Source organism: Vibrio sp. TAP-3B, from assembly GCF_057784735.1.
The window spans coordinates 1,432,404-1,458,109 of sequence record NZ_CM173495.1 but is presented as its reverse complement, the minus strand read 5'-3'; the positions used below and the strand labels follow the sequence as shown (position 1 = coordinate 1,458,109).

Annotated in this window: 27 protein-coding genes and 1 pseudogene; 17 read left to right on the top strand and 11 right to left on the bottom strand. The window is 44.6% G+C overall.

Annotation, left to right across the window (positions count from 1 at the left end):
- Nucleotides 1-4: 4 nt before the first annotated feature.
- The 4 genes from AC3D28_RS06860 to AC3D28_RS06845 are packed head-to-tail and all read left to right on the top strand — an operon-like array spanning nt 5 to nt 2,889.
- Nucleotides 5-784, top strand: coding sequence for a ParA family protein (locus tag AC3D28_RS06860; RefSeq protein WP_488535983.1), 780 nt, complete (start codon nt 5-7; stop codon nt 782-784).
- On the top strand, nt 774-1,853 hold the full coding sequence (locus tag AC3D28_RS06855; RefSeq protein WP_488535982.1) for a chemotaxis protein CheW: 1,080 nt from the start codon (nt 774-776) through the stop codon (nt 1,851-1,853). The genes AC3D28_RS06860 and AC3D28_RS06855 overlap by 11 nt, the downstream gene beginning before the upstream one ends.
- Before the next feature lie 35 nt (nt 1,854-1,888).
- Nucleotides 1,889-2,383, top strand: a complete 495-nt coding sequence (locus AC3D28_RS06850; protein ID WP_098415126.1) for a chemotaxis protein CheW — start codon at nt 1,889-1,891, stop codon at nt 2,381-2,383.
- 14 nt (nt 2,384-2,397) lie between these two features.
- A complete protein-coding gene (locus AC3D28_RS06845; protein WP_488535981.1) occupies nt 2,398-2,889 on the top strand; it encodes a DUF2802 domain-containing protein in 492 nt (163 codons plus the stop codon).
- 87 nt (nt 2,890-2,976) lie between these two features.
- Here AC3D28_RS06845 and AC3D28_RS06840 read toward each other — a convergent pair whose 3' ends face one another.
- Nucleotides 2,977-3,852 carry a LysR family transcriptional regulator gene (locus AC3D28_RS06840; RefSeq protein WP_098415128.1) on the bottom strand — a complete coding sequence of 292 codons (876 nt, stop codon included), beginning with the start codon at nt 3,850-3,852 and terminating at the stop codon, nt 2,977-2,979.
- A gap of 406 nt (nt 3,853-4,258) precedes the next feature.
- Between AC3D28_RS06840 and AC3D28_RS06835 the strand changes: the two genes are divergently transcribed.
- The 7 genes from AC3D28_RS06835 (at nt 4,259) to recR (ending at nt 9,997) form a co-directional block, all read left to right on the top strand.
- The gene (locus AC3D28_RS06835) at nt 4,259-5,356 is read left to right on the top strand and encodes a response regulator (RefSeq protein WP_488535980.1); all 1,098 of its coding nucleotides are present in this window, start codon (nt 4,259-4,261) and stop codon (nt 5,354-5,356) included.
- A gap of 231 nt (nt 5,357-5,587) precedes the next feature.
- Nucleotides 5,588-5,719 carry a hypothetical protein gene (locus AC3D28_RS06830; RefSeq protein WP_005380608.1) on the top strand — a complete coding sequence of 44 codons (132 nt, stop codon included), beginning with the start codon at nt 5,588-5,590 and terminating at the stop codon, nt 5,717-5,719.
- 15 nt (nt 5,720-5,734) lie between these two features.
- On the top strand, nt 5,735-6,139 hold the full coding sequence (locus tag AC3D28_RS06825) for a YbaN family protein (protein ID WP_098415130.1): 405 nt from the start codon (nt 5,735-5,737) through the stop codon (nt 6,137-6,139).
- Nucleotides 6,140-6,304: 165 nt separating this feature from the next.
- Nucleotides 6,305-6,850, top strand: a complete 546-nt coding sequence (gene apt, locus AC3D28_RS06820; protein ID WP_488535979.1) for an adenine phosphoribosyltransferase — start codon at nt 6,305-6,307, stop codon at nt 6,848-6,850.
- 8 nt (nt 6,851-6,858) lie between these two features.
- Entirely contained in the window at nt 6,859-8,952 is a 2,094-nt protein-coding gene (gene dnaX, locus AC3D28_RS06815) for a DNA polymerase III subunit gamma/tau (protein ID WP_488535978.1), read from the top strand.
- Between the two features lie 82 nt (nt 8,953-9,034).
- Nucleotides 9,035-9,364 (top strand): YbaB/EbfC family nucleoid-associated protein, encoded by a 330-nt coding sequence (locus tag AC3D28_RS06810; RefSeq protein ID WP_098415133.1) that lies wholly within the window; start codon nt 9,035-9,037, stop codon nt 9,362-9,364.
- Between the two features lie 33 nt (nt 9,365-9,397).
- Nucleotides 9,398-9,997, top strand: a complete 600-nt coding sequence (gene recR, locus AC3D28_RS06805; RefSeq protein WP_488535977.1) for a recombination mediator RecR — start codon at nt 9,398-9,400, stop codon at nt 9,995-9,997.
- 224 nt (nt 9,998-10,221) lie between these two features.
- Here recR and AC3D28_RS06800 read toward each other — a convergent pair whose 3' ends face one another.
- Both AC3D28_RS06800 and AC3D28_RS06795 read right to left on the bottom strand, forming a co-directional pair.
- Complete coding sequence (locus tag AC3D28_RS06800; protein ID WP_488535976.1) at nt 10,222-10,470, bottom strand: YkgJ family cysteine cluster protein; 249 nt, start codon at nt 10,468-10,470, stop codon at nt 10,222-10,224.
- A gap of 133 nt (nt 10,471-10,603) precedes the next feature.
- A complete protein-coding gene (locus AC3D28_RS06795; protein WP_098415136.1) occupies nt 10,604-10,852 on the bottom strand; it encodes a GlsB/YeaQ/YmgE family stress response membrane protein in 249 nt (82 codons plus the stop codon).
- A 188-nt stretch (nt 10,853-11,040) separates the two neighbouring features.
- Here AC3D28_RS06795 and AC3D28_RS06790 point away from each other — a divergent pair, with 188 nt between their 5' ends.
- On the top strand, nt 11,041-11,481 hold the full coding sequence (locus tag AC3D28_RS06790) for a YcgN family cysteine cluster protein (protein WP_488535975.1): 441 nt from the start codon (nt 11,041-11,043) through the stop codon (nt 11,479-11,481).
- A gap of 308 nt (nt 11,482-11,789) precedes the next feature.
- A complete protein-coding gene (locus AC3D28_RS06785) occupies nt 11,790-13,400 on the top strand; it encodes a mechanosensitive ion channel domain-containing protein (protein WP_373560842.1) in 1,611 nt (536 codons plus the stop codon).
- 231 nt (nt 13,401-13,631) lie between these two features.
- On the opposite strand, the gene AC3D28_RS06780 is transcribed toward AC3D28_RS06785, so the two are convergent.
- The 5 genes from AC3D28_RS06780 to gap all read right to left on the bottom strand — a co-directional run bounded on the left by AC3D28_RS06780 (nt 13,632) and on the right by gap (nt 18,238).
- Entirely contained in the window at nt 13,632-13,991 is a 360-nt protein-coding gene (locus AC3D28_RS06780) for a hypothetical protein (RefSeq protein ID WP_488535974.1), read from the bottom strand.
- Nucleotides 13,992-14,207: 216 nt separating this feature from the next.
- Complete coding sequence (locus tag AC3D28_RS06775; protein ID WP_488535973.1) at nt 14,208-15,155, bottom strand: ChaN family lipoprotein; 948 nt, start codon at nt 15,153-15,155, stop codon at nt 14,208-14,210.
- A 97-nt stretch (nt 15,156-15,252) separates the two neighbouring features.
- The gene (rlmA, locus tag AC3D28_RS06770) at nt 15,253-16,077 is read right to left on the bottom strand and encodes a 23S rRNA (guanine(745)-N(1))-methyltransferase (RefSeq protein WP_488535972.1); all 825 of its coding nucleotides are present in this window, start codon (nt 16,075-16,077) and stop codon (nt 15,253-15,255) included.
- A 99-nt stretch (nt 16,078-16,176) separates the two neighbouring features.
- Entirely contained in the window at nt 16,177-17,061 is an 885-nt protein-coding gene (locus AC3D28_RS06765) for a D-hexose-6-phosphate mutarotase (RefSeq protein ID WP_488535971.1), read from the bottom strand.
- 181 nt (nt 17,062-17,242) lie between these two features.
- The gene (gene gap, locus AC3D28_RS06760) at nt 17,243-18,238 is read right to left on the bottom strand and encodes a type I glyceraldehyde-3-phosphate dehydrogenase (protein ID WP_098415143.1); all 996 of its coding nucleotides are present in this window, start codon (nt 18,236-18,238) and stop codon (nt 17,243-17,245) included.
- 304 nt (nt 18,239-18,542) lie between these two features.
- On the opposite strand from gap, the gene msrB reads away from it, so the two are divergent.
- Entirely contained in the window at nt 18,543-18,983 is a 441-nt protein-coding gene (msrB, locus tag AC3D28_RS06755; RefSeq protein ID WP_488536069.1) for a peptide-methionine (R)-S-oxide reductase MsrB, read from the top strand.
- A gap of 112 nt (nt 18,984-19,095) precedes the next feature.
- Here the strand turns inward: msrB and AC3D28_RS06750 are convergent, their stop codons facing one another.
- Nucleotides 19,096-19,917: a DUF2989 domain-containing protein gene (locus tag AC3D28_RS06750; protein WP_488535970.1), complete on the bottom strand. Its 822-nt coding sequence runs from the start codon at nt 19,915-19,917 to the stop codon at nt 19,096-19,098.
- A gap of 101 nt (nt 19,918-20,018) precedes the next feature.
- Between AC3D28_RS06750 and AC3D28_RS06745 the strand changes: the two genes are divergently transcribed.
- Nucleotides 20,019-20,303, top strand: a complete 285-nt coding sequence (locus AC3D28_RS06745; RefSeq protein ID WP_488535969.1) for a YeaC family protein — start codon at nt 20,019-20,021, stop codon at nt 20,301-20,303.
- Nucleotides 20,304-20,421: 118 nt separating this feature from the next.
- Here AC3D28_RS06745 and ansA read toward each other — a convergent pair whose 3' ends face one another.
- Together ansA and sppA are read right to left on the bottom strand one after the other, a co-directional pair.
- Entirely contained in the window at nt 20,422-21,435 is a 1,014-nt protein-coding gene (gene ansA / locus AC3D28_RS06740; protein ID WP_098415146.1) for an asparaginase, read from the bottom strand.
- Between the two features lie 161 nt (nt 21,436-21,596).
- The gene (sppA, locus tag AC3D28_RS06735) at nt 21,597-23,447 is read right to left on the bottom strand and encodes a signal peptide peptidase SppA (RefSeq protein WP_488535968.1); all 1,851 of its coding nucleotides are present in this window, start codon (nt 23,445-23,447) and stop codon (nt 21,597-21,599) included.
- A gap of 225 nt (nt 23,448-23,672) precedes the next feature.
- Here sppA and AC3D28_RS06730 point away from each other — a divergent pair.
- Nucleotides 23,673-24,601: pseudogene (locus tag AC3D28_RS06730) on the top strand (2,4-dienoyl-CoA reductase FMN-binding domain-containing protein); the annotation flags it as partial.
- The gene (locus tag AC3D28_RS06725) at nt 24,596-25,684 is read left to right on the top strand and encodes an FAD-dependent oxidoreductase (RefSeq protein ID WP_488536068.1); all 1,089 of its coding nucleotides are present in this window, start codon (nt 24,596-24,598) and stop codon (nt 25,682-25,684) included. The pseudogene AC3D28_RS06730 and the gene AC3D28_RS06725, both read left to right, overlap by 6 nt.
- Nucleotides 25,685-25,706 lie beyond the last annotated feature (22 nt).

The window sequence follows — 25,706 nt, the reverse complement described above, 5'->3', positions numbered from 1 at the left end:
CATAATGATTGTTTGGAGTGTAGCTAACCAGAAAGGTGGCGTGGGCAAAACCACCTCAACAGTGACATTAGCAGGTTTGCTAAGTCAAAAGGGGTATCGTGTGCTGATGGTGGATACCGACCCGCATGCATCATTGACCACTTATCTTGGTTATGACCCGGATGCAGTAACGACAAGTTTGTTCGACCTGTTCCAACTTAAGATGTTCTCACGTGAAACGGTGAAGCCGTTGATTTTGGGAACGAAGCTGGAAGGAATGGATATCATTCCGGCGCATATGTCGCTTGCGACGCTTGACCGTGTAATGGGCAACCGCAGTGGCATGGGGTTGATTTTAAAACGAGCGCTACAAGCGGTTGCGCAAGACTACGACTATGTGCTGATTGATTGCCCACCGATTCTTGGTGTGATGATGGTGAATGCACTGGCGGCCAGCGATCGAATTTTAATTCCGGTCCAAACCGAGTTTTTGGCGATGAAAGGGCTTGAACGCATGATGCGTACGTTAACCATCATGCATAAGTCTCGTTCGAGTGGTTTTAAAGTTACCATCGTGCCAACGATGTATGATAAGCGTACCAAAGCTTCTTTACAGACATTAATGCAGCTAAAGCAAGATTATCCAAATGAGGTGTGGACATCGGCAGTACCGATTGATACCAAGTTCCGTGATGCCAGTTTAAAAAACTTACCAGCTTCGCACTTTGCCTCAGGCAGTCGTGGTGTGTTTGCCTATAAGCAACTGCTGATTTATTTGGAGAGGCTAGCGTTTGATGAGCAGTAACGACGTACTTTCCAGTGAGCAAGCGCTTGATGACTACTTTAGCGCATTACTGGGCGAAGAAGTTGAGGTAGCTGATCTTGAAGAAGATCTTGACTTACTGGCTCAAGAGTTATCCTCTGCAGAGCCAGAGCCAGAGCCAGAGCCAGAGCCAGAGCCAGAGCCAGAGCCAGAGCCAGAGCCAGAGCCAGAGCCAGAGCCAGAATTACAGTTGCAATATTCTGAACCGGGCACTTATCCATTCCGAGACACTTATTCACCAGAGATAGAAGCGCCTAATCTGGAAGATGTCCAAAGACTATTGAGTCAGCTTGAGGCGAGCAACCCTGTGGCCGAGTTAGACATTGACCGTATTCTGGAACAAAACACCATCGATATTGCCGAAAAAGTAAAATTGGTGGAGCCAGAGGTGCCGGTTTCTTCCTCAGAGGCGCAACAACACGAAAAAATGGAAGAAATACAAGACTGGGTAATTGAAGCGCCAGTTTTGGAGGAGCGTCAGTCAGCATGGGTTGATACTCAGGGTATGATTGAGCAAGATAACAACGTTGAATTAAAGGTTGATCCAGAGGTTGATAAGCCAACGGATGCCGAGGTACCGAACTCGTGGGAAAGTACACAGCGAAGTAAAGATTTTCAAGTTCTCTATTTTGATGTGAACAACGTAACGTTTGCAGTGCCACTTGATGAATTAGGTGGTATTCATCGTATGACGGAACTGAACCATTTAATTGGTAAACCCGCTTGGTATCTAGGGCTACAGAGCAATCGCGAGCAACAATTTGATGTTGTCGATACCGCTAAATGGGTGATGGCAGATAAGCTTCGCGATGACGATTACAAAGATAATTACCAATATGTCGTTATGCTTGGAGATAGCATGTGGGGGTTAGCCAGTAACCAGTTAATGGGGACGGAAACTCTCAATGTCGACAAAGTTCGCTGGCGTGAACAGGCGGGGAAGCGCCCTTGGCTAGCGGGCATGGTAAAAGAAAAAATGTGTGCTTTAATTCATGTCCAAGCACTCATTAACATGCTAAACGCCGGTTTAGATGTAAAATCAATGAATTAGATTTAAGTCGGGAACGACATTAACGAGGATTAACTATGTCTCAAGCTTTTGAAGTAGAAGTGAAGAAAGATGCATCGAACGACGAAGTTCTTCAATGGGTGACGTTCCAGCTAGAAGAAGAAACCTACGGCATTAACGTAATGCAAGTTCGTGAAGTGCTTCGTTATACTGAAATTGCCCCCGTTCCAGGTGCGCCGGATTACGTTCTGGGTATCATCAATCTGCGTGGTAATGTAGTGACGGTTATCGATACTCGTTCGCGCTTTGGCCTGATAGAAGGTGAGGTAACAGACAATACGCGGATTATTGTGATTGAGTCTGAACGTCAAGTTATCGGTATCTTAGTCGATAGTGTGGCTGAAGTGGTTTACCTACGTTCATCTGAGATTGATACCACTCCTTCGGTCGGTACTGACGAGAGCGCGAAGTTCATCCAAGGTGTAAGCAACCGTGACGGTAAGCTTCTTATCCTTGTCGATTTGAATAAGCTGTTAAGTGATGACGAATGGGATGAGATGGCTCACCTATAATTGGCTGAATAATCATGGCTGAAGACACTTTTTTATCTGTACCATTCCTAGCGGGTGGTGTCGCTTTTATCGTTTTAGTATTGCTTGCGTTGCAACTGCGTATTCGCTCGAGATTACAAAAGCAAATTGGTCAACAACGTGCTCAAGCACGGCATGCGGATAAAGAAGTCCAGAAGCTTAGCAAACAGTTACTGGAAGTCCGTTCTGTTGTGGTTGGCCTTGGACAGAAGGTCACCGAACAACAAGACATTATTCAGCATTTAAACGAGCGCATTGGTGAATTAGAACACGCAGACAACGATGGTCGATTGTACAGTCGCGCTTCTAAAATGGTACAGCTTGGTGCTGACATAAATGAGCTTATTGAAGAGTGTGAACTGCCTAAGGCAGAGGCCGAATTGATGCTTTCGTTGCAGAAAAAATTGGCTGGAAAAGAAAAGATCCCACCATTGAGCGGTCAGCCATCAGATGAGTCGAATTACCCACCGCGTGGGCGTCGACGCTAAACATTATTAAAATATAAAAAAAGAGGCGTTAAGCCTCTTTTTTATTGTCATACCTAAACCAATAACGATGTAGGTTTCGAGCTTTAATTAGTGGATGTTGTACGCGATCACAAAGTCGATAAATAGACGTACTTTCTCCGGCAGGTGGTCTTTGTGGTTGTACAGCATATAGATATCACGTGGGTTTGCACTCCAATCAGATAGCACGCGCAGCAGATCGCCGCTTTCAATATACTCTTTGATCATCACATCTGGCATTAACGTAATACCAAGACCTTCCGAGCATGCGCTACGAACGACATTGAGAGCATTAGCGTGAAAACGACCGCGTTCTACATTCACTACAGACTCGCCCTTACTGTTAATTAAGGTCCACTTGATGAGAGGATAGCCTTTCAACAATGAATGGTTTGAGAGCTCTTCGGCGTGGTTTGGCGCCGGGTTTAACGTGAGGTAATCAGGGCTGGCGACCAAAATATCTTTTACTTCACCTATTTTGCGTGCGATTAGGCTAGAGTCACGTTGTGGGCCAACACGAAAAATCACATCCCACTCTGTCGGGTCTAGCTTGTCTGCGTTATTTTCTGTCGTTAGCTCAATATTGATATCTGGGTACTGCTTCATAAATCCGTTGAGCATTGGCATCATCATGCGCTTAGTTAGGTTATAAGGCGCAGATATCTTTATTTTCCCTGACGCCCCTTTACAGTCATCGGTGATTTCTTCAGTCGCAGCCGTTAACCTTTGCAGTAAAGGAGAGCACTCATGGTAAAAACGTTCTCCAGCCTCGGTTAAAGAAAGTTTGCGAGCATGACGGTTCAATAGTCGAAGATTGACAGAGTCTTCTAGCGCTTGAATGCGTCGGGTGATGGTTGCCACCGGGATCATGGTTTTTCGCGAAGTTGCGGTATAGCTCCCATTTTCGACAACCAGTCGAAATAGGTTTAAGTCATCTAATTTCATATTTCCAGACACATTCAATTACCATTACGGCTAATTTATAATTAATTTTGCGATCGTAGTTTGCTTTAAGTCAACATGTTACATCATTTGAATTTGAACACAGTAAACTTCGCTGCGTAAATATTGTAATACTTAAATGGCTTCAATAAGTAAGACTTTAAGCGCCGTTACGCTACGCGGTTAAGAAAATAGCGCAGCGGAATCTCGCTCATCCCAAATTATTGGGAGCTACTTTAGTTATATCTCACCGCAATATTGTATAAACGGCGTTTTCAAGCTACTTTTTATAACAAGGCGAAACGGCCTCAAGTCTTGCTGCGCAACGTTTCGCTAGATATAAATACAACAAAAATAATGACTTAATAATAATCTGTTTTTTTGACTGAGCTTTGTGAGGTGTAAAGGTATGTTTAAGACTCACAGTCAAACGGCAATGGTCTCGGCACAGGAAGTGGTTAATCAAAAACTAATTATGTTGGTGGATGATGATCCGGTATTTCGTAAAGTCACCAATGCCTATTTAGAAAGTCAGGGTTTTAAATTAGTAGAAGCTGAAAACGGTCTGGATGCACTTCAACAACTTAGGGAGTGTCAGCCCGATCTTGTCTTATGCGATCTATCTATGCCGGTATTAGACGGTATTGAGTTTGTTGAAGAAGTAAGCCTTGAATATCCATACTTGCCACTTATCGTAGTATCAGGTACGGATGAGATGTCGGATGTCGCAAAAGCATTACGATTTGGTATTAAAGATTTTCTGCCTAAACCGATAGGTAATTATAAGCACCTATCTCAAGCGATCGATAACACACTTGAAGATACCGATAGCCATTTCTCTGAACAACGAGATTTCTCAAGTCAGTGGTTTAGAGTGGATGATGGTGGTGAGATACCAGATGAACAAGAGCTTCACTGGCATTTAGAATACTTGCAGGAGAACCCGAGCGCAGCGAGAGATTTGCTGCATGCCTTATTACCAGAGAAGGATACTTCTCAAGGAGATTGGCGTTGCTCGTATCGTCTGCTGCAATCAATTGATGTCATGCCGCTCGTGTTTGATTACCGTTGGTTGTTGAATGGACAGTTTGCCTTTTACTTAGTTGACTCAGCCTCTCAGAAAAACGGCGGAGTAGCGACGACATTGCTTGTGCGGGCTTTATTCGATGATTATCTACGGAACTTGAAGAGCTTCAATGCAGATCTGAAAGATATGATAGAGATCATGGAGAAGGGAATTGAGTGCTCGGAATGTGTTGGTGCCGTCAATGCGATGTTTGGTGTGGCTGATTTGGCATCATCAACCGTATCTATTTTACCAGCAGGCTTAGATTGCCGATGGTCTGATGGAAATAATAACCAGCATATTGCAGCGGGCAATTGTTTAGGTGACGGTAGCATGAAAAACTTTATCACCACAGACTTGCCACTAAATACGTCTGGGCAGTTGACTATTGGATGTCTTGGAACGTCAAGTTTCAGCCTAAATATTGTTCGGCATACCTAGTTTGCTTGATTCTGATTTAATAAAACCACCCAGCAGCGTATTTGCGCTGCAGGGTGGTTTTTTAATCGAGGAAAAGTGGGTATTTACTGATATATAACCTTACTTTTCTCTGGTTTTTAGGGTTAACAGTTTAAGGTATAGTCATGCGCAAACAATAATCCCCTATTTACGCAACGATTATTTAACGCTGCGTGGTGGGAGAAGCAAAGTCAACTAGTGAGAAGATACATCATGGCAGATAAAGATTTTAAAGAGCCTTATAATATTTTTTACTTTTTAGGGTTCATTGCAGTACTTTTAATTCCTACACTACCTGCAACGTTAACCTGGCTTCGTGTAATGAATGGTTACGCTGGCTTTTAATCTCGCTATTATGTTCTGGAGTTCACCATTCGTATTAAGCGCTACTTCTTCAATATCGTTGGTGGACTCTCTATTGTGCTTGGCATTGCCGGCATAGCTCTTCCTCTCTTGCCAACGACCCCCTTCATTTTACTTGCCAGCGCTTGTTTTATGCGTGGCAGTCCAGCGTTTCATCACTGGTTACATCACCACAAAACGTTTGGACCAGTTCTCAAAAATTGGAATAAACATCGGGCCGTTACTTTTAAGATAAAACGACGTGGTGCGATTTTTATTGCACTCAGTTTCATGATTTCTATTTTTATGGTCCCCTTTGTTTGGGTGAAAATTGGTCTTTTAGTGATGTTAATCGTTTTACTCAGGTGGTTTATGCGTCTCCCTGTGATTGAGTTGGTTGCTGACCGAGAAGAAAATCACTAAGATTGCAGAGAATAGTGTGCCCACTCTTCGAGTGGGCGTTTGTATTTTCAGCACCTGTGACTTTACGAAAATAAGTGCATGGTGATGAAAACCTATTGTTCGTTGCCCTCGTGATACTGCGATAAAATATAGAGGGTGATGAGCCAATCTAAGTAAATCGGTATTATGACTACAGAAACAATTTCACTGATCAAATCTAGCATCAAAAGCGTCCAAGATTACCCAAAACCAGGGATCCTTTTCCGTGATGTCACCAGTCTTCTTGAAGATGCAAAAGCGTACCAAGCAACGATCAATTTAATGGTTGAACGTTACAAAGACATGGGGTTTACCAAGGTTGTGGGGACTGAAGCTCGTGGCTTTTTATTTGGTGCGCCATTAGCGCTTGAGCTTGGGGTAGGCTTTGTTCCAGTGCGTAAGCCAGGCAAATTACCGCGTCCAACTGTTGCTCAATCTTACGAGCTTGAATATGGCGTGGATACGCTAGAGATTCATACTGATGCAATAGTAGCGGGCGACAAAGTACTTGTTGTTGATGATTTGCTTGCAACAGGCGGCACTATCGAAGCAACGACTAAGCTGATTCGTCAACTTGGTGGTGAAGTTGAGCACGCTGCGTTCGTTATTAACCTACCAGAAATCGGTGGTGATAAACGTTTAGAGGCATTAGGTCTAAACGTATACAGCATTTGCGATTTTGAAGGACATTAATACATTCAATGAGTTATTTAGCTTTAGCGCGAAAATGGCGTCCGAATCAGTTTGACCAAGTTGTAGGACAGAAACATGTCCTGACCGCTTTGGAAAACGCCTTGGCGCAAAACCGTTTACACCACGCTTACCTTTTTAGTGGTACTCGCGGCGTCGGCAAAACGAGCATCGGCAGACTGTTCGCCAAAGGGTTGAACTGTGAAACTGGTATTACCGCAACACCTTGTGGCAAATGCGATACTTGTCGTGAAATTGATGAAGGTCGATTCGTTGACCTATTGGAAATTGATGCGGCATCACGTACTAAAGTTGAAGATACTCGCGAACTGCTAGACAACGTGCAATACAAGCCAGCTCGTGGACGCTTCAAAGTCTATCTCATCGATGAGGTACACATGTTGTCGCGTCATTCTTTCAATGCGCTTTTAAAAACGCTGGAAGAGCCTCCTGAGTACGTCAAATTCTTACTGGCGACGACGGACCCACAAAAATTGCCAGTGACGATTTTATCTCGTTGTCTGCAGTTTCACCTTAAGCCAATCAGCGTTGATGATATTCATCAGCAACTTGATTACATTTTAGGGCAAGAGCAAGTTTCTGCTGAATCGAAAGCTCTGGGGATGCTCTCTCACGCGGCCGATGGCAGTATGCGCGATGCTCTAAGCCTTACCGATCAAGCGATTGCTTTGGGGAATGGCGCGGTACACACTGATATTGTTAGTCATATGCTGGGAAGCATTGATACTGACCAAGCCATTCATTTGCTTGAATCGATCAGCCGTAAACAGCCGCAGCAAGCGATGGACAAAATTCAACAGTTTGCTGCCAATGGTGTGGAGTGGGATGGGCTGTTGCAGCAAGTAGCGACGCAATTACATCGTGTTGCGATGTATCAAGCTTTACCATCAACATTAGATAACGCCCAGCCAGATGCTGGAAAAATCGAATTATTGAGTAAAGCGCTCACCCCGCAAGATGTGCAACTTTACTATCAAATTGCACTCAAAGGGCGTGAAGATGTCACCTTATCGCCAAACGGGCGTGTTGGTATGGAAATGGTCGTGCTACGAATGATGGCTTTTCGACCATCATCAAACCGTGACGCGAACGTAATTTCCGCCCAAACTGAGTCTGCAACGGCACCTGTGCAAAGTACAGAACAGCTCAAACCGGCGTCAGTACCACCAGCATCAACTCAGCCTGCTTCCCAGCCGCAGCCAAGTAAAACTCACAATATACCGCAAATGGAGCCTAAGCCTGCCCCACAAGCTCCGGACCATCAATCTAGTGGTTATGACATGGCGCCGCCAATGAGTGAGAATCCGGCACCACAGCATGAGGGGCCATCCCAGCAGGAGCAAGAGAGCACATCAACCCCGGCTCGGGGTAGGTTGAGTGGCTTACGTCATCAACTGCGCTCTCAGCGTCAAGGCTTACAACAGAATACTCCTCAAAGTGGTGGCTCAAAAAAGCCTAAAGCGGCATCTGTACAACCAGAATCGGTCATTGATCGTTTAGCGCAATTGCATGACAATTCCGCGCAGGTGTCGCCAAATTCAGCTCCCCAAGCCATGGAGTCTGAATCTGAAGTAGAGGAAGCGTATCGCTGGCGTCCAAGTAAACCCGTTGAGACAAAAGTAAATACGAAACTGACACCTACGCAGCTCAAGCAGGCACTTGAGCACGAAAAGACGCCAGAAATGGCTCAAAAGCTCATCGAAGAGTCGTTAGAGCTGAACGAGTGGGCAAAGTTGATCAGCTTGATGAATATCCCCAAGCTGGTGGAACAACTTGCGCTAAACTCACAATACAGTAAAGAAGGCTCGACCGTTTCTTTGTTATTGAGAAGTAGTCAGGCTCACTTGAATACCGATAGAGCTCAAATGGAGTTACTCAAAGCACTCAACTCGGTTTTAGATGAAGAGTGTCATTTGAGTATTGAAGTGGGCGAGAGTGGCGAAACGCCACTTGAACTGAGAGATCGGCTCTATCAAGAAAAATTACAGCAAGCTCTGAATAGCCTAGAAGACGATCCAAATGTTCAATTTATCGAACGTCGATTTGCTGCAGAGCTTGATAGAGATAGCGTGCGACCTATCTAACAATCGAATGGAATGGGGTTGAAAATCGATAGTGATAACCCCATTAATTAGTGCAACACCTCATTAAACCAGAGAGATAAACATGTTTGGTAAAGGCGGTATGGGCAACCTAATGAAGCAGGCCCAGCAAATGCAAGATCGCATGCAAAAGCTTCAAGAAGAAATTGCGAATATGGAAATAACTGGCGAGTCTGGTGCTGGCCTAGTTAAAATTACTATTACTGGTAGCCACAGCGTGCGTCGTGTTGACATCGATGAAAGCTTGATGGAAGACGACAAAGAGATGCTCGAAGATTTGATCGCTGCAGCATTCAATGATGCAGCGCGTCGTGTAGAAGAGACTCAAAAAGAGAGAATGGCTTCTGTTACTGGTGGTATGCAACTACCACCAGGCATGAAGATGCCATTCTAAGCTGCTGATATTATTTAATTAAGCGGACTTCTAATGCGAACCAGTCATATGCTGGAGCACTTGATGGAGGCCTTACGTTGTCTACCTGGGGTTGGCCCCAAGTCGGCGCAACGTATGGCCTTTCATTTGTTACAGCGCGATAGAAAGGGCGGTCTGCAACTGGCAGATGCGTTGAGTCAGGCAATGACTGAGGTTGGTCATTGCACCGAGTGTCGAACCTTCACTGAAGAAGACGTTTGCCATATTTGTACTAACCCAAAACGCCAAGAAAATGGCCAAATTTGTGTAGTAGAAAGCCCGGCAGACATTGCAGCAGTCGAAGCTACAGGGCAATATTCAGGTCGATATTTTGTCCTTATGGGGCACTTGTCACCGTTAGACGGTATTGGCCCAAGTGATATTGGGCTAGATGTGCTTGATTATCGCTTACGCCGCGGTGATATCGCCGAGGTGATTTTGGCAACTAACCCGACGGTTGAAGGCGAAGCTACAGCACACTACATCGCAGAGCTGTGTAAAGTGCACCAAGTCGATGCGAGCCGTATTGCGCATGGTGTACCTGTGGGTGGCGAGCTAGAGCTCGTTGATGGCACAACGCTGTCACATTCGCTTTTAGGTCGACACCGGATTTAATAAAAAACCGCTGAACTTCAGCGGTTTTCCATCTTGACCTATTGAACATTCATCGTCATTACCTTCCGAAAAGTCAAAAGCCTGCGACAACAAAGCGTCGTCTCCTTTCCTGTAGCAGTCACGTAAAGGGCGATACCCAAAGAGTCCATCCCAATATCAGAAACGGCGGCCAATACGGCCCTGACGTCATCACAAAGAGCGGTAACCAATAAGTGAAAGTTGTGCTAAGTCAGTTGCTCTAACTCAATGATATTGTTGAGTGCTTCCTGGTTGGTTTTGCCACATACAACCGGGCACGGTTTAAAATCGTGGCAAACCTTTGGACGCTCAGGGGTGCCAAACAGCTTACATAGATTGTCCTCGTTCAGCTGTACGCAACGAACACCAGCACGTTTACCATCTGGCATACCGGGTATGGGAGAAGAGATACTTGGTGCAATGCAGCATGCTCCGCACCCTAGTCGACAATCCATAATGTAAACCTCTTAAAAATTGAGGAAGCAATTATGGTCATTTTGACGTAGATTGAAAGGGCTAGCAGTTAAAAAAAGAAGGGGTACTACTGAGTACCTCTTCTGTTTTAGGTTGGATTACCTTAAAGCAAGATTACTTAAGAAAGCGGTTGTACACAAAAAGCAAAATAAAGGCACCAAGCGTCGCAGTCAGGATGCTGCCTACGTTGACTCCTGTTGCGCCACCAAAACCAAGGATTCCTCCCAGGAAGCCACCAACAAACGCCCCCGCGATACCAAGTAACATAGTGGCAACCCAGCCCCCACCATCTTTTCCTGGCATGAGCCATTTCGCTAAAGCTCCGGCGATCAAGCCTAAAATTATCCAAGCAAAGATACCCATGAAAACTCCTTAATTCCTTAGTGTTTAACAAAATAATACAAACTTGGTTAAGGATAGAACAGTAAAAGGAAAATGAGTGGATATTGCGAGCATTCGTTATTCATGATGCGATCTCGTCGTAAAACTTGAACTTTTTCGACGAGAGGAGTATAAATCGGCCCCTAAATTTCGTTGGTGAGACCTGAAGTATGAGCACTCCATTTTGGCAAAGTAAATCGTTGGAACAGATGACTGAAGAAGAATGGGAGTCTCTCTGTGATGGGTGTGGCAAGTGTTGTTTGCATAAGCTGATGGATGAAGATACGGATGAAATCTATTACACCAACGTGGCGTGTAGTTGGCTAAACAGTAAAACATGTTCATGCAAGGACTACCCAAACCGTTTTACTTCTGGTGAAGAGTGCACCAAGCTTACTCGTGAAGACATTAATGACTTTACATGGTTACCGCATACTTGTGCTTATCGTCTATTGGCAGACAAGCAACCTTTACCAGAGTGGCATCCACTTATTACGGGCTCTAAATCAGCGATGCACGCTGCAGGGGAAAGTGTCCGAAACAAAGTGGTGTACGAGATAGATGTGGTGGACTGGGAAGACCATGTGTTGAATCATCCCAATCGCCCTTAGCCGAATTTAAACAAGCCTTTCACCAAACAGTGAAAGGCTTGTTTGCTATTGGGAGATAAGAAAAGAACAACACTTAAGTCGTGACTATCGATTAAAAAAATTGAGGAACGTTGATGCTTAATTTACTAAATGCTGAACGGATTTTTATTTAGTGTTGTAAACTTAGAGCATATAATTTCAAGGCTTTACATTCTAATTCTTGATCGCTCCGATCGGGACCTGTCCGTTACGAGGTAAAAATGACGTTTCAATCCCTACTGAAAAATCGCCTGACACCTTGGGCCACATTATTCGTACTCATCATTAGTATGGTGACCCCTTCTGTTGTTAGTGCCATTGAGATAAAGGATGCGCCCGAAATATCCGCTGCGGAAGCCTCAATTGATAACTTGAACCAAGATATTATTGACTTGTCCCAGAGCCTTTCACAGGCAAGTGGCGATGAGCGTGATGCACTTCAGCTGCAACTATTCCAAAAAAATGAAGAGCTAAGAAACCAGCTAGAGGCTGCGATTCAGCATGGTTCGATTCCACGCGATAAGCTGATTACGCTGGTCAAAAAACAAGAAAATTACTCAGAGGACGCAACTGATTACTTATTGGAAAAAATTAAGAAAGTCGTTGAAAACCTAAATAATGCCAAAGAGGAAGAGAAGCTGGCTCTCATTAATGACTACCGAGAATTGCAGAATTATTTGGATGTGAGCTTCGATTCTAGTTGGCAAAATCTAGCGTGGTTAAAGGAGTTAGGGGTACAGAATGAGCGTGCTGAAATAGAGTTAAAAGACAAAATTGATAAACGAATGCGTTTATTGTCAGCCTCTACTGAGTACTTGAGTCAACAAAATGATGTTATTAGTTCGCAGCTGTCGTCTAGTCCGGATTCAGAGAAAACCTCGTTGCAACTCAATCAGCTTATTATTAAGCAAAGACTGAATATTGCGACAGAAAGTCTACGAAAACTCATATCGATAGGAGATAAAATCGGCCTAGAAACCTCAGAATATAAACGCCAGATTTTTGAGGTAACGGGCAATATCACGCATGACTTGCTTAATACCAAAGTGGTGTGGTCAATACTTAGCCATTGGTCAAACTCGGCGGTTGACTGGTTTGCTGACAATGCGCCGCAGCATATTTTCCAGCTGTTTGTCTTTGCGCTGATTTTACTGATTGCTCGCGGGCTAGCGAAGTTAACGCGAACAGTAGTAAGTAAGGCAGTGGCCTCGAAGAATTTGAAGCTCTCACACTTAATGCAGGACTTTTTTATCGCTATGTCCGGTAAATTCGTGTGGGTGATTGGTATCATGGTCGGCCTGTCTCAAATAGGGTTAAATCTTGCGCCAATCTTAACTGGTTTCGGTATTGCTGGTGTCATCATTGGTTTTGCGTTACAAGATACCTTGTCTAATTTTGCAGCGGGCATGATGCTCTTGATTTATCGTCCATTTGATGTGGGTGATTTTGTGTACGCAGGCGGTGTGGATGGTAAGGTCAGCCATATGAGTTTAGTGAACACCACCATTCGTACGTTTGATAACCAGATCATTATTGTACCGAACAGCAAAATTTGGGGAGATGTAATCAAGAATGTAACTCATGAACGTATTCGCCGAGTGGATATGGTATTTGGTATTGGTTACGTTGATGACCTGTTAAAAGCAGAGTCGGTGTTGTCTGACATTGTAACTTCTCACCCTGCGGTGCTTCGTTCCCCTGAGCCGATGATCAAAGTGCATACCTTGAATACGTCTTCTGTCGACTTCATCGTTCGTCCTTGGGTTAAAACGGATGATTATTGGGATGTGTATTGGGATGTGACTAAAGAGGTGAAACTGCGTTTTGACCGCGAGGGCATTTCCATTCCTTTCCCACAACAAGATGTACATTTGCACATGGTAGAGAAGCGAGACGCTTAGCCAAGGAGCATACGAATGTAAAAAGGCGCTCTGTTGATAGAGTGTCTTTTTTTATCCGTTAAGTAAGTCATATTTTGTGGCTAAGTTTTCTTTACAGTTCAATGCGCTAGTTTTGTTAAAGTTTAAGTTATAATCGCGCAGTCCGATAAGAAAATGGGCCGAGGCGCTGCTATTAGTGATCGAAAGCTTTGATGTGTTTATGAGTTGTCTCGAATTCTACAATGCTGAGGTTTAGGCAAGCGCAAGGATGATGCCACCAACAGTCAGTGCGGCAGAAAGGTACTGTCCCGCAGAGTAAGAACCGTCTTCGTCTTCTTCAAGCTTAGTAGGATGCTCCATCCCAAGAGCACCGTGCGTAAAGGACTCGACTTTTTCACCGACCGACTTATTTTCTACTTTTACATGTTCACTCTCATGATCAATCTGCTGGAGGGCGGACAGCAGCGCTTTACCTTCAGGTGAAAGTGTCACTTGATTTCGCTCCATTTTAAGTGGCGAAGCGTTTGTCTTTTCTTGGGCGATATTGTCTTGAGTTGAAACTGTAGAGCGATTGGCATAACTATTAATAGAAGTGCTTCCTACTGGATTCATCGAATACTCCTTGGAACATCGACACTCGTTCACTGAGTGCGGGTAAAAGCCGTTAATTTAATATCGGCGGCAAAAAGTATTTCTAAAGCTATGTGAATAAAAAATAGGCTTGGTTTTGCCGCTTCCTGTCTATTTGGCATAACTACTAGCAAAAAGCAGACCGTGGTTGTTAGGGGGTAATGTGCCAAACGGTTCTGATGACGTAACCTTATGTGGCTATTTGCATTGAAGACGGCTGTTACGTTGCGAGAGGTGTTCGTACGCTGCCATGCGGTTTGCATCTTGCACGTATCGCGCAGGTGGAGCCAAGACTTCTAGCTGATAATCTGAGCTATTTGATAACACGTTGGCCGTTGGGCTGATCACTACCACCTTTAAGCTTGGGTTGCGGTTTAAGATTGATGCCGCCGTACCTAAACCACCTTCTGTGTGGAACTTTCCTGCCACGTGCATAACTTGTGTTCTAGGGTTGGTCGTGAGGTAGTTGACGATAGATTCTGCCATAGTCTCATCCCAAGTGATTTGAGCGGCGTATTGTCGCTCGGTTTGTTCTGGCTTACCGTGATGCATTGATGCCATGAACTTCTCTTTATAAGGGCTGGTCTTTGTGTTGATTACTTTTGCGATAAAAGTACGCTCTTCAGGGTCTAGCTTGTTGGTGTAATCAATGCCGTAACGACCAATACATCGAACGATATGCCTCGGTGCATTCGCTGCTATCACCGGAAGGTTTGCTTGCTTGGCAAATTCTATTAAAGGGCGATAATCGCTTTCGTAGTTTGGCCAAGCATTGGCTTGCTTGATCAAAGGTTGCTCACCAATTTCCCCTTTGAGATAAGAATCGAGAACGTTTTGTTTGTCGCGAGTAAATTGTTCCATCGATAGTGCAAGTGAGCGCTTGCCAAAAGAAAGCTGCTTGAGCATATCCGTTTGGAAGTGATGAATACCGGCATGAGTGTGCCATTCGCCAATCAGGATCACATCAGCTTGCAGCAACTCAATTGGCAAGTTGTTTATAGCGAGGTGTTCACCAGAAGGTGAGTGTAATTGGTAGTCGTAAAAGCTCGTGACATCGGTTGGGATCAGCTCAGGCTCGGTTGGCATATGAGCAGCACAACCAGTGAGTAAGCTTGCAAAGATCGAGCTCAAAGTAGAAAAGCGCATTGAAAAGCCTCCAAAAATGCTGAGTAATATTAAAAGAGGCTAAGCAGTGAATCAATGTAAGTGGGATTACTTACGTTTACGTTTTTCGATTCTTTTACTATAGGGACTTTTTGCGATAAACATGCAGCATAAAGTCTGCCTCACATTGAAACAGTGTAGTGGATTTTAGTTCTTCACGAAGTTCGCCAGTTGCTTTCCATGCGAACGGTGTCATTTGCAATAAATCGAATGCTGCGCCGTCTTTTAAATCCATCATATAGTTAAGCTTTTGCTGGTGTTCTAACCTATAGCCTTCAATGCTTTCAAGCTCTTCACGGTGGAGTCGAACGTCTTGGTAAATGCGTTCCCGTAGTTGATATAAATGGCGACCCGCGGGCGTTACGGTGAGGATCACACCGTTCTCTCTAACAACGCGTTGTAGCTCTGCTGCTTTACATGGTGCATAAATACGTACGATGGCATCAAGCGATTCATCGGCGAAAGGAAGCCGGTGGCTGGAGGCTACGCTAAAGTGGCAATGCGTGTAACGTTTTGCTGCATAGCGGATAGCGACTTTTGAAATATCCAAACCGTATACTGCCGCATTGTCCGATTGCTTCTGCATCACTTTTTGGATTTGATCTGTGTAATAGCCCTCACCACAACCAATATCCAATACTTGATGAGCGGTACCTTGTGTATAGTTGGCACACAGCTGCGTAACCTCTTGGCGCATTGGGTCGTAGTAATTGCCCTCAAGAAATCGACGACGAGCTTGCATCATGTCTTGGTTATCACCTGGATCTTTGGAGCGTTTATGGTGTGCTGGCATCAAATTGACATAACCTTCTTTGGCTAGGTCGAATTGATGGTTTTTTTCACACTTGAACATTTTTTCTTTTAATGCAAGAGGCTGATGACATAAAGGACATTGATAGTTCATGGTGATCTCGAACAGAAAGTAGGGCGGCAAATTCTATCAAAAACAGTGACCCTAAGTGAAATAAAAGAGCCGATATCTGCGGCTCTTCATTAGGGGGAATTAAAGTGCCGAAATTACAGTAACCAGTTCGTAGCTTTCGCCCGGTTGCAGGGCTTTACCTTGTTCTAAGGTTGGAGCATGCAGTGCTGATTCTACACACAGCATCGTTTTATAACCGTTATCAGCCATATCACCCATTGACTGTGCACCTTCAGCCCAAGGGTTCCATAGTACTGCCGAGTTATGACCGTAATTTTTTACACTCAAGGTTCGATGTAATACTGGGTCGTTCACCAAGATTTGCGGTTCTGGTTGGGTATAAACACGGTCGATAGTGTCAGTCAGTTGAAGTAAATCGCCGCCTTGACACACTTCACCAGCCTTCAGGTTATCGATGTACTCAGTGCCCATGCCTGTGGTTTGGGCTTGCCTAATGTCACCCACGTTTAAATAAGAGTGTAACGCGCCAGAGAAGGTCCAAGGTTCATCATCAATGTTCGCGATTTTAAGTGTGACTTTTAGTTCATCACTTATTTCTACTACAAGGCGAGCATCAAACATATGAGGCCAGATGGCGTGAGTTTCTTCTGTCGGGAACAGAGCAAGTTCGACAATCACACCATTGTCATTTTCCCGATGTTCAATCAGTTCCCATTCAAAGGTGCGTGCAAAGCCATGAGCGGGAGCGGCAATACGGCCAAACCAAGGCCAACAAACGGGGATACCACCACGAAGTGCTGTTTTACCATCAAAAACCGCTTTTTCGCTCATCCAAATTAGATCTTCTTGACCTTCAGGTGAGAACGAGACGACATGACCGCCATGCAGAGCGATGCCGGCTGTTGCTTTCTTGTGAATAACGCGAACCATTTTTATTTGGTTGATTTCTACAATAGTAACGTTATCGGAAAGAACGGTGAGGGCTGGGAGAGTTTTTAAATCCATGTGCTGTTTCCTATGGCCAAGTAGAGATGAAATTTCGACACATCTCTCGGTTGTCGTGAGAGTCAGCCGAACGTTTTCATCAAATTCCAGATACAAAAAAGGCGACTCTATGGTCGCCTTTTATTCAAATCTTATGCTTCAAACACAAGCTTCGTTAAACGCTTTTTTCAAAGCTAAGTAATTACTTAGAGATGTGAGCGATTAGGTCTAAAACTTTGTTTGAGTAACCGATTTCGTTGTCGTACCAAGATACAACTTTAACGAATTTGTCGGTTAGCGCGATACCAGCTTTAGCATCGAATACAGAAGTGCAAACTTCACCGATGAAATCTTGAGAAACTACTGCGTCTTCAGTGTAGCCAAGAACGCCTTTTAGTTCGCCTTCAGAAGCTTCTTTCATCGCTTTACAGATGTCTTCGTAAGAAGCACCGTTTACTAGGTTAACGGTAAGGTCAACAACAGAAACGTTAGCAGTAGGTACGCGGAAAGCCATACCCGTTAGCTTGCCGTTTACTTCTGGAAGTACAACGCCTACAGCTTTAGCTGCACCAGTTGAAGAAGGGATGATGTTTTGAGAAGCACCACGACCACCACGCCAGTCTTTAGCAGAAGGACCGTCTACAGTTTTTTGAGTAGCTGTAGTCGCGTGAACTGTAGTCATAAGACCAGATTCGATACCGAATTTGTCGTTAAGAACTTTAGCGATAGGCGCTAGACAGTTAGTAGTACAAGAAGCGTTAGAAACGATGTCTTGGCCTGCGTAAGTGTCAAAGTTTACGCCGTTAACGAACATTGGAGTTGCGTCTTTAGAAGGGCCGGTAAGAACAACTTTCTTCGCACCAGCAGTGATGTGCTTACGCGCAGTCTCGTCTGTTAGGAAAAGACCTGTTGCTTCAGCAACAACGTCAACGCCGATTGCGTCCCACTTAAGGTCTTCAGGGTTGCGCTCTGCAGTTACGCGAACTGTTTTACCGTTCACGATTAGGTTACCGCCTTCAACTTCAACAGTACCGTTAAAACGGCCGTGAGTTGAGTCGTACTTAAGCATGTACGCCATGTATTCTACGTCGATAAGGTCGTTAATACCTACAACTTCAATGTCAGTGCGTTCTTGCGCTGCACGGAATACGAAACGACCGATACGGCCAAAACCGTTAATACCTACTTTGATAGTCATTATAGTTGCTCCACAACTTAATTTCTGATTAAAGATAACTGGTAGTAAAATTACAGAATCCAGTAATCATCTGCAACAGATAATCGGACTTAACTTGTTTAAAGTCAAAAAAAAGCGACGCTTTTTTTAACAATTCTTAGCAAATGTGTGTTTTTTAAACTTTCAACTGATTTATCTATAGCCCAGTTGGCGTAGTATAACTTGTAAGAGAAGTACTCGTATTAAATTAATTACGCATGGTGTGCTAGTGAGAAAGTATGTGCTACAACTATTACGAGAAGCAAGTTTTTTACTAAAAAAGTCAATGTTAGAAAGAGTAAAGAAGGAACGGAAAGTCGTGGAACAAAGTGGGAAAAAAGTCACAAAGTCCGATGAGCAGTGGCGTGAGCAACTATCTGATGAAGAGTTTCGTGTCTGTCGAGAGCAAGGTACAGAGCCGCCGTTCAGCGGCAAGTTGCTGCATAATAAAGAAACGGGCGTGTATGCCTGCACCTGTTGTAATGCTCCTCTGTTTGTCTCTGATAACAAGTATGACTCTGGGTGTGGGTGGCCGAGTTTTGATGCGCCTGTCAATGACAATGCGGTGCGTTATTTGGAGGATTTCAGTCACGGGATGGTCCGTACGGAGATTCGCTGCGCGACATGTGATAGCCATTTAGGGCATGTTTTTGAAGATGGACCGCAATCCACAGGTGAGCGTTATTGCATCAATTCAGTGTCGTTAATTTTCAACAAATCTGGGTAATAAAGGCCAAATTGAGCATCAGAGTGTTTTATCCTTTCACAAAGTGCTTGCTAGGTAGAACATTTAGAACCGAGATTGAGCCAAAAAAATTCCCACATTCAGTGGGAATTTTTTACATCTCTTGGGGAATCATTGCGGGAGAATAGTTGCCGTTTTGAATGGCTTTCGCGATTGATTCCGCTACATCGTCTAGCCGTTGATATTGGTTAGGATCCTCAAAATTAAACATTCGCTTCAGCTGTTTTTGTCCTGCCAGTGGCACATCAAATCTTTTCGCGACCATTGCCCATAAGTACGCATGTTCTTTCTTTCCAAGTCCTTGATAGATACTCGCCATAGATTTAAGAATGACGGAGTTTACGTTGTCTTGATTCGATAAAGACAGCGCATTGTTTAACAGCGTCAGCGTTTTTTGGGCGTCCCGGTTAGTATAAAAAGTGGCTAAAGCATACTGCATCTCAGCCGTTTCTAGCTTCGGTGAACCTTCCATTTGTAAAAACTTACGGCGCGCTTGGGTATCACCGGTTTGAGACCAGAGAAAGTATAAAGTGGCTGGATTATCTGAGTTTTGGAGTTCATCCACAATACGATCCAGCTCGTCAATGCTATGTACTAAAGCATTAAAACGTTGTCTTTTTAGGGCGCTTTGATCGATAGGCGTAATCTGAGAAGCAAGCTCTAGGCACTTTCGATACTCGGCAACTAAGCCGTATTCGGTGATTTGGTTTGCTTCTGATGGATGTTTAAATTGTTCAAACCGATGCCAGACCAAGTCTGTTCGTGGTATTCGACACTGTCCGTCATCCATATTGAGGTATTCGCAACGTAGCTGCGGTGTTTTATTGCACAACTCTTCTGTTGTCACGTTACCCTCAAGGCAGCCTGTTAGTGTGAGGCTGGCGAGGCCTGTAAGTAACCAGTATGTTGTTTTCATGGTTTTGCTTGTGATCTGTTACACCAATTGATTTTCGTGTTCTTGACTCAGTTTGTGAACCCGTTATGTTCTGTGAATAAAATGTAATAAGAAGGTACATTATGAACGCAGAACAACTATTAAAAGCGATGACTCCAGAAGTTTATAATCGTCTGGTCTATGCAGTCGAGACGGGAAGATGGCCTGAGGGTACAACACTTTCTAGAGAGCAGCGAGATTCATGTATGCAAGCTGTGATGTTGTATCAATCAAAACATAATACCGATGCTCAACACATGAGCGTTGCAGCGGGTGGTGAAATCAGTTTTAAATCTAAGCAAGAGCTTAAAAAGCAGTTCAGTGGAGAAGCAAACGATATTGTACGTGTGAATCCAAATATTGATTGATGACATGTTATATCCGCAGCATTGATTGTCGTTAAAGTGTCACCGTTAAAGAAAAAGGTCCATCGTGGCTTTCCGAGAAAGGAACGATGGACCTTTTTAGGTTTTATGCGAATCCTTGTTATAGGCTCATTTCGCCACGCTGTACTTGTTGCATTTTCTCTTTCACTTCTTCGTAAGTGAGATTTTGACTCAAAAGATAGTGCAGTTTTGCTAGCGCTGCCTCAGGAGTCATGTCAAAGCCACTGATTACGCCCGAATCAGCCAAAGCACAACCAGTCGCATAGCCACCCATGTTGACTTTTCCTGCTAAACATTGCGTCAGGTTGACGACAATAACACCGCGCTCTGACGCTTCTTTAAGGTGACCAAGTAGCTCTGGGTTTTGTGGTGCATTACCTACGCCAAAAGTCAGTAGAATCATCGCATTAACGGGTTGACGAAGCGTGTTTCGGATAACTTCATGCGAGATGCCCGGGTACATCGTAATGACACCGATTGGTTGTGGGGTAATCTTGTGTACTTTGAATTCACCTTCAGGTTGTGCGCCGACGGTCACGGTATTGCTTACCTGAATGTTAATACCGGCTTCTAGAAGTGGCGGGAGGTTTGGTGAAGTGAAGGCATTGAAGCCGTCCGCATGAGACTTAGTACTGCGATTACCACGCATCAACTGGTTGTTGAAGAATAATGTTACTTCATTGATCGGGTAGTTGGCCGCAATATGCAGAGCATTCAATAAGTTTGCTTGGCCATCAGAACGCAATTCTGCCAATGGAATTTGTGAGCCAGTTACAATTACTGGTTTGCCAAGGTTTTCAAGCATGAAAGACAATGCTGACGCAGTGTAGGCCATAGTGTCAGTGCCGTGCAGAATCACGAAACCATCGTATTTTTCATAGTTGTCGCGGATATCATTCGCAATCTGTAGCCAGTCTTCAGGTGTCATGTCTGATGAGTCAATCAGTGGCTCGTATTCATGGATAGTATAGTTCGGCATCTCTGAGCGGTGGAACTCCGGCATGCTCGCTAATTGTTTTTCCATAAAGCCAGCGATAGGCACATAACCATGATCCGATTTTTGCATACCGATGGTCCCACCGGTGTAAGCGATGTAGATGTGTTTTCTAGTCATCGTTCAATTTTTCTTTCATGTAGGGGAACAGGGAACGGGATTATATACCCAAATAACCTTGAGATGCGAGGCAGAGGAATGAGTCGATAACGCAATAAAAAGAGGCATCTCACAACAAGATGCCTCAATGCACGATTTAAAGATTTATCGCGATTAAACGTCTACTGAATTTGGCAGTTCAAACAGAATGCATACTGACCTTTCGGGTCATTAAAGCTTTGCAGTAAGCTCACATCTTGTTCAAACTGTTGAGCGACAGGTTGGATACTCTTTGGCAACAAACTAGTTGCATCAATACCTATAGACACTTTGACTTGCTTCATGAACTCTTGTAAAAACAGCTCAGTTGGTGAAAGTGGTTCTTCAACCCAGTAAAGGCCGTAATCGGTCACATTTGCAAGTTTGGCTGCCAATTCGACGGCGTCATCAAAGTCGCCCATTTGGTCGACAAGACCAAAGGATAGGGCATCTTGTCCCGTCCAAACTCGCCCTTGAGCCACCTTATCGACTTCCTCTAAAGACATAGCGCGGTTAGAGCCAACTAAAGAGATAAAACGCTTGTATCCGTGTTCAATACCTAGTTGGAAGACTTGCGAGGCGCCCTCGGAAAGGCCAGTCGTAATGCCATCCCCCGAGAAGGGTGATGTACCAACCCCATCGGTATTGATACCTAACTTATTAAAGCCTTTTTCGAATGTCGTGATCACACTAAAGATGCCGATTGAACCTGTCAGGGTGGTTGGCTGAGCAACGATCTTATCTGCGCTCATCGAGATCCAATATCCCCCAGATGCGGCCAAGCTCGACATAGAGACCACTACTGGTTTGCCGGCTTCTTTTAGTGCTTCAACTTCGTTCCGGATTACTTCAGAGGCAAAGGCACTTCCCCCTGGGCTATCGACACGCAGTACGACTGCTTTGACTTTGTCATCATTGCGGGCTTGACGAAGTAAGCTTGCAGCCGTGTCACCGCCGATGGTGCCACGAGGTTGCTGGCCATCCATAATGGCACCGCTTGCAACCACAACCGCGATGTCGTGTTTGGTCACGTTGTAATCTGGACGAATAGTAGCGAGGTAATCGTAGTAACTTATTGCGTTGTAACTGTCTTGGCCATCACTACCAAACTGTTTCGCAAACAGGGTGCGGATGTCTTGACGTGTTGCCAGTTCATCGACCAGACCGAGTTTTATCGCCAGTTGTGCGATATCACCGTCGACAGATTTCATCTCAGTAAGTAGCTCGTCCATCGTAGGGTTCAAGACGTTTGCATCGATGTTACGATTGGTTGTCACATCATCTACAAAGGCGCTCCATAGCTGGGTAACCCAACGTGTTGCTGATTCTTTTGCCGCATCCGACATATCGTCACGAATAAATGGCTCAATGGCTGATTTGTAGGTGCCTACGCGAAATACGTGGGTGGAAACGTCCAGTTTTTCTAACAACGTTTTATAGTACATAGAGTAAGAGCTGTACCCCTTAATCAGTACGCCACCATCTGGCGCTAAGTACACTTTGTCGGCATAACTTGCCAAGTAATATTGGCTTTGATTGTAAAAGTCGCCGACGGCGTAAACTGGCTTGCCTGACGTTTTAAATTCATTCAGCGCTTTAGCAATATAACGAAGTTTCGTTAGATTTGTCTCTGGCATGTCGCGAAGTGCCAGAACTAACCCTGATACTTTCGGATCGTCTTTGGCATGGCGAATGGTATCAACGACATCGAACAAGACATTTTCTTTAGGTAATTCATTACCGAAAACTGATCCAGCAAAAGAGTCCATCGGGTTGATATAGCGCCTTTGCTCAACAATTGGCCCGGACAGGTTCATCACCAACGCTGATTCTTTTTCGACGACAGGTAACCCCTCTCCGGTGTAGGTAAAAGCAAAGTAAAAAACGGCAATCATCAGCAAAAAGATCAAGTTTGCCAGCGCGAGTCTGATAAAGGTGATGCTTTTCCATATTCCCTTAAATATCAACCCAATAAATTTGAAGAGTTTTTTCATCTTGTCTCCATAACGAGATAGTCTTCCCTTAATCTTGCAAAGTATGGGTTCTTATCTCTAAGATCTCAAAAAATAACATTTTTTTAGCTTATCACGACCACTCAACAATTGGCATATTTTCACGCGAGATTGATCGGTGTTACAAAAATGTAAACGCCTGTTTGATTTTTGGCTTGCGCAGACGTAATCTGGTCAGACCATGATAATAACAATGGATGTTTAGTAATGTCTGCCATGTACCCAAACCTATTAAAGCCACTGGACCTTGGTTTTACTCAATTACGAAACCGAGTTCTGATGGGATCAATGCACACGGGCTTAGAAGAGCATAAAGAAGGATTGCAAAAGCTGGCCGCGTTTTATGAAGAGCGTGCGAAAGGAGGTGTCGGGCTGATCGTGACCGGAGGCTTTTCTCCCAATTTACGCGGTCGTCTACACCCTTTGAGTGCCGAGTTTAGTAAGCCCAAGCATGCTAAAGCTCATAAAGTGGTCACTGAAGCAGTGCATAAGCACGGTGGAAAAATTGCTTTGCAAATTCTTCATGCGGGGCGCTACGCAATGCATCCATTCGCGCAAAGTGCGTCTGGTATAAAGGCACCTATTGCCAAGTTCGCACCTAGCGAAATGAGTGAGCGTCAAATTAAAAGTACTATCGAGGCGTTTGTTAACAGTGCCGAACTGGCACAACTTGCTGGCTATGATGGTGTGGAGCTAATGGGCTCTGAAGGTTATTTGATTAACCAGTTCCTCTGTAAGCGTACTAACATGCGTTACGACGAATGGGGGGGAGCTATAAAAAACGTATGCGCTTTCCAGTTGAGATTGTTAAAGCGGTTCGAAAATCAGTGGGAGAAAAGTTCATCATTGTATTTCGTCTCTCGATGCTGGACCTTGTTGAGCAAGGCAGTACATTTGAAGATGTTATCGAACTGGCAAAAGCACTGGAAGAAGCTGGCGTAACCATAATAAATACCGGAATTGGCTGGCACGAAGCGCGAATTCCAACCATTGTGACTCAAGTTCCTCGAGGTGCATTCACTTGGGTAACGGAAAAAGTAAAGCCCCATGTGTCAGTGCCAATTATCACCTGTAACCGGATTAATACGCCGGATGATGCAGAGCGTATTCTTTCTGCCGGGCATGCCGACATGGTGTCAATGGCGCGTCCATTTTTAGCGGATCCATACTTTGTCGCCAAAGCTGAGCAGGAAAAAGCGCAGCTGATCAATACATGTATTGGCTGTAACCAAGCGTGTTTAGATAACGTGTTTAAAGGTAAACGCGCCAGCTGTTTGGTTAACCCACTGGCTTGTTATGAAACCGAGATCGTGGTTGAACCTGCTTTTAACAAGAAAAATATTGCTGTGGTTGGGGCGGGGCCTGCAGGTTTAGCCTGCGCAACAACCTTGGCTGAACGCGGGCATAAAGTCGATTTGTTTGAAAAGAATGATCGAATCGGTGGTCAGTTCCGTCTTGCCATGCAGATCCCTGGCAAAGAAGAGTTCCGTGAAACAATACGTTATTTTGCTAACCGTATTGATGAGACAGGGGTCAACTTACACCTTTCTACTGAAGCGAATTACGATTTGCTCACCGAGTACGATGAAATCGTAATGGCATCCGGCGTTGAGCCGCGTAAAGTGAAAATCGACGGTATTGAAAACCTTGAAAAAGTCGTGGACTACCAAACGCTCATTAGAGATAAAACGCCAGTAGGAGAGAAAGTTGCGATCGTAGGTGCGGGTGGTATTGGTATCGACGTTGCGACGATGCTCACCGAACCCGTTGGACAAACATTGGATGACTGGCTTCATGATTGGGGCATTGATAAAGAAATGTCTCAACCAGGTGGCTTGTACCCATATCCTGACTCGGTGAGTGACAAAGAGGTGTGGGTGCTTCAGCGTCGTAAAGGTCGTGTCGGTAAAGGCCCTGGCAAGACGACAGGCTGGATCCACAAACGAACCCTAGAAAAGCGCGGCGTACATTTAGTGGGTGGGGTGTCTTACGACAAAATCGATAATGATGGTTTGCATATTCATGTGGATGGAAAATCGCAATTGCTTAAAACGGATAAAATAGTGATTTGCGCAGGGCAGGAGTCGGTACGTCCATTTGAAGAGAAATGGCCTGAGCTCGGTGAAAAAATCCACATCATTGGTGGAGCTGACCATGCGGGCGAACTCGATGCCGTTCGTGCGATTCGCCAAGGGGTAAAGTTAGCCGTGAAGTTATAACGTGAAGCTATAAATAGCCTCA

Excerpts from the sequence above, each read along its gene's own strand:
- AC3D28_RS06800 (WP_488535976.1), bottom strand. The coding sequence starts at position 10,470 with ATGGATTGTCGACTAGGGTGCGGAGCATGCTGCATTGCACCAAGTATC.
- AC3D28_RS06750 (WP_488535970.1), bottom strand. The coding sequence starts at position 19,917 with ATGAAAACAACATACTGGTTACTTACAGGCCTCGCCAGCCTCACACTA.
- AC3D28_RS06860 (WP_488535983.1), top strand. The coding sequence starts at position 5 with ATGATTGTTTGGAGTGTAGCTAACCAGAAAGGTGGCGTGGGCAAAACC.
- apt (WP_488535979.1), top strand. The coding sequence starts at position 6,305 with ATGACTACAGAAACAATTTCACTGATCAAATCTAGCATCAAAAGCGTC.
- recR (WP_488535977.1), top strand. The coding sequence starts at position 9,398 with ATGCGAACCAGTCATATGCTGGAGCACTTGATGGAGGCCTTACGTTGT.
- sppA (WP_488535968.1), bottom strand. The coding sequence starts at position 23,447 with ATGAAAAAACTCTTCAAATTTATTGGGTTGATATTTAAGGGAATATGG.
- AC3D28_RS06830 (WP_005380608.1), top strand. The coding sequence starts at position 5,588 with ATGGCAGATAAAGATTTTAAAGAGCCTTATAATATTTTTTACTTTTTA.
- gap (WP_098415143.1), bottom strand. The coding sequence starts at position 18,238 with ATGACTATCAAAGTAGGTATTAACGGTTTTGGCCGTATCGGTCGTTTC.
- AC3D28_RS06790 (WP_488535975.1), top strand. The coding sequence starts at position 11,041 with ATGAGCACTCCATTTTGGCAAAGTAAATCGTTGGAACAGATGACTGAA.
- AC3D28_RS06765 (WP_488535971.1), bottom strand. The coding sequence starts at position 17,061 with ATGGATTTAAAAACTCTCCCAGCCCTCACCGTTCTTTCCGATAACGTT.
- msrB (WP_488536069.1), top strand. The coding sequence starts at position 18,543 with ATGTTAGAAAGAGTAAAGAAGGAACGGAAAGTCGTGGAACAAAGTGGG.
- AC3D28_RS06775 (WP_488535973.1), bottom strand. The coding sequence starts at position 15,155 with ATGCGCTTTTCTACTTTGAGCTCGATCTTTGCAAGCTTACTCACTGGT.
- AC3D28_RS06850 (WP_098415126.1), top strand. The coding sequence starts at position 1,889 with ATGTCTCAAGCTTTTGAAGTAGAAGTGAAGAAAGATGCATCGAACGAC.
- AC3D28_RS06785 (WP_373560842.1), top strand. The coding sequence starts at position 11,790 with ATGGTGACCCCTTCTGTTGTTAGTGCCATTGAGATAAAGGATGCGCCC.
- AC3D28_RS06725 (WP_488536068.1), top strand. The coding sequence starts at position 24,596 with ATGGTGTCAATGGCGCGTCCATTTTTAGCGGATCCATACTTTGTCGCC.
- AC3D28_RS06810 (WP_098415133.1), top strand. The coding sequence starts at position 9,035 with ATGTTTGGTAAAGGCGGTATGGGCAACCTAATGAAGCAGGCCCAGCAA.
- AC3D28_RS06835 (WP_488535980.1), top strand. The coding sequence starts at position 4,259 with ATGTTTAAGACTCACAGTCAAACGGCAATGGTCTCGGCACAGGAAGTG.
- AC3D28_RS06780 (WP_488535974.1), bottom strand. The coding sequence starts at position 13,991 with ATGAATCCAGTAGGAAGCACTTCTATTAATAGTTATGCCAATCGCTCT.
- AC3D28_RS06840 (WP_098415128.1), bottom strand. The coding sequence starts at position 3,852 with ATGAAATTAGATGACTTAAACCTATTTCGACTGGTTGTCGAAAATGGG.
- dnaX (WP_488535978.1), top strand. The coding sequence starts at position 6,859 with ATGAGTTATTTAGCTTTAGCGCGAAAATGGCGTCCGAATCAGTTTGAC.
- AC3D28_RS06795 (WP_098415136.1), bottom strand. The coding sequence starts at position 10,852 with ATGGGTATCTTTGCTTGGATAATTTTAGGCTTGATCGCCGGAGCTTTA.
- AC3D28_RS06845 (WP_488535981.1), top strand. The coding sequence starts at position 2,398 with ATGGCTGAAGACACTTTTTTATCTGTACCATTCCTAGCGGGTGGTGTC.
- ansA (WP_098415146.1), bottom strand. The coding sequence starts at position 21,435 with ATGACTAGAAAACACATCTACATCGCTTACACCGGTGGGACCATCGGT.
- AC3D28_RS06855 (WP_488535982.1), top strand. The coding sequence starts at position 774 with ATGAGCAGTAACGACGTACTTTCCAGTGAGCAAGCGCTTGATGACTAC.
- AC3D28_RS06745 (WP_488535969.1), top strand. The coding sequence starts at position 20,019 with ATGAACGCAGAACAACTATTAAAAGCGATGACTCCAGAAGTTTATAAT.
- rlmA (WP_488535972.1), bottom strand. The coding sequence starts at position 16,077 with ATGAACTATCAATGTCCTTTATGTCATCAGCCTCTTGCATTAAAAGAA.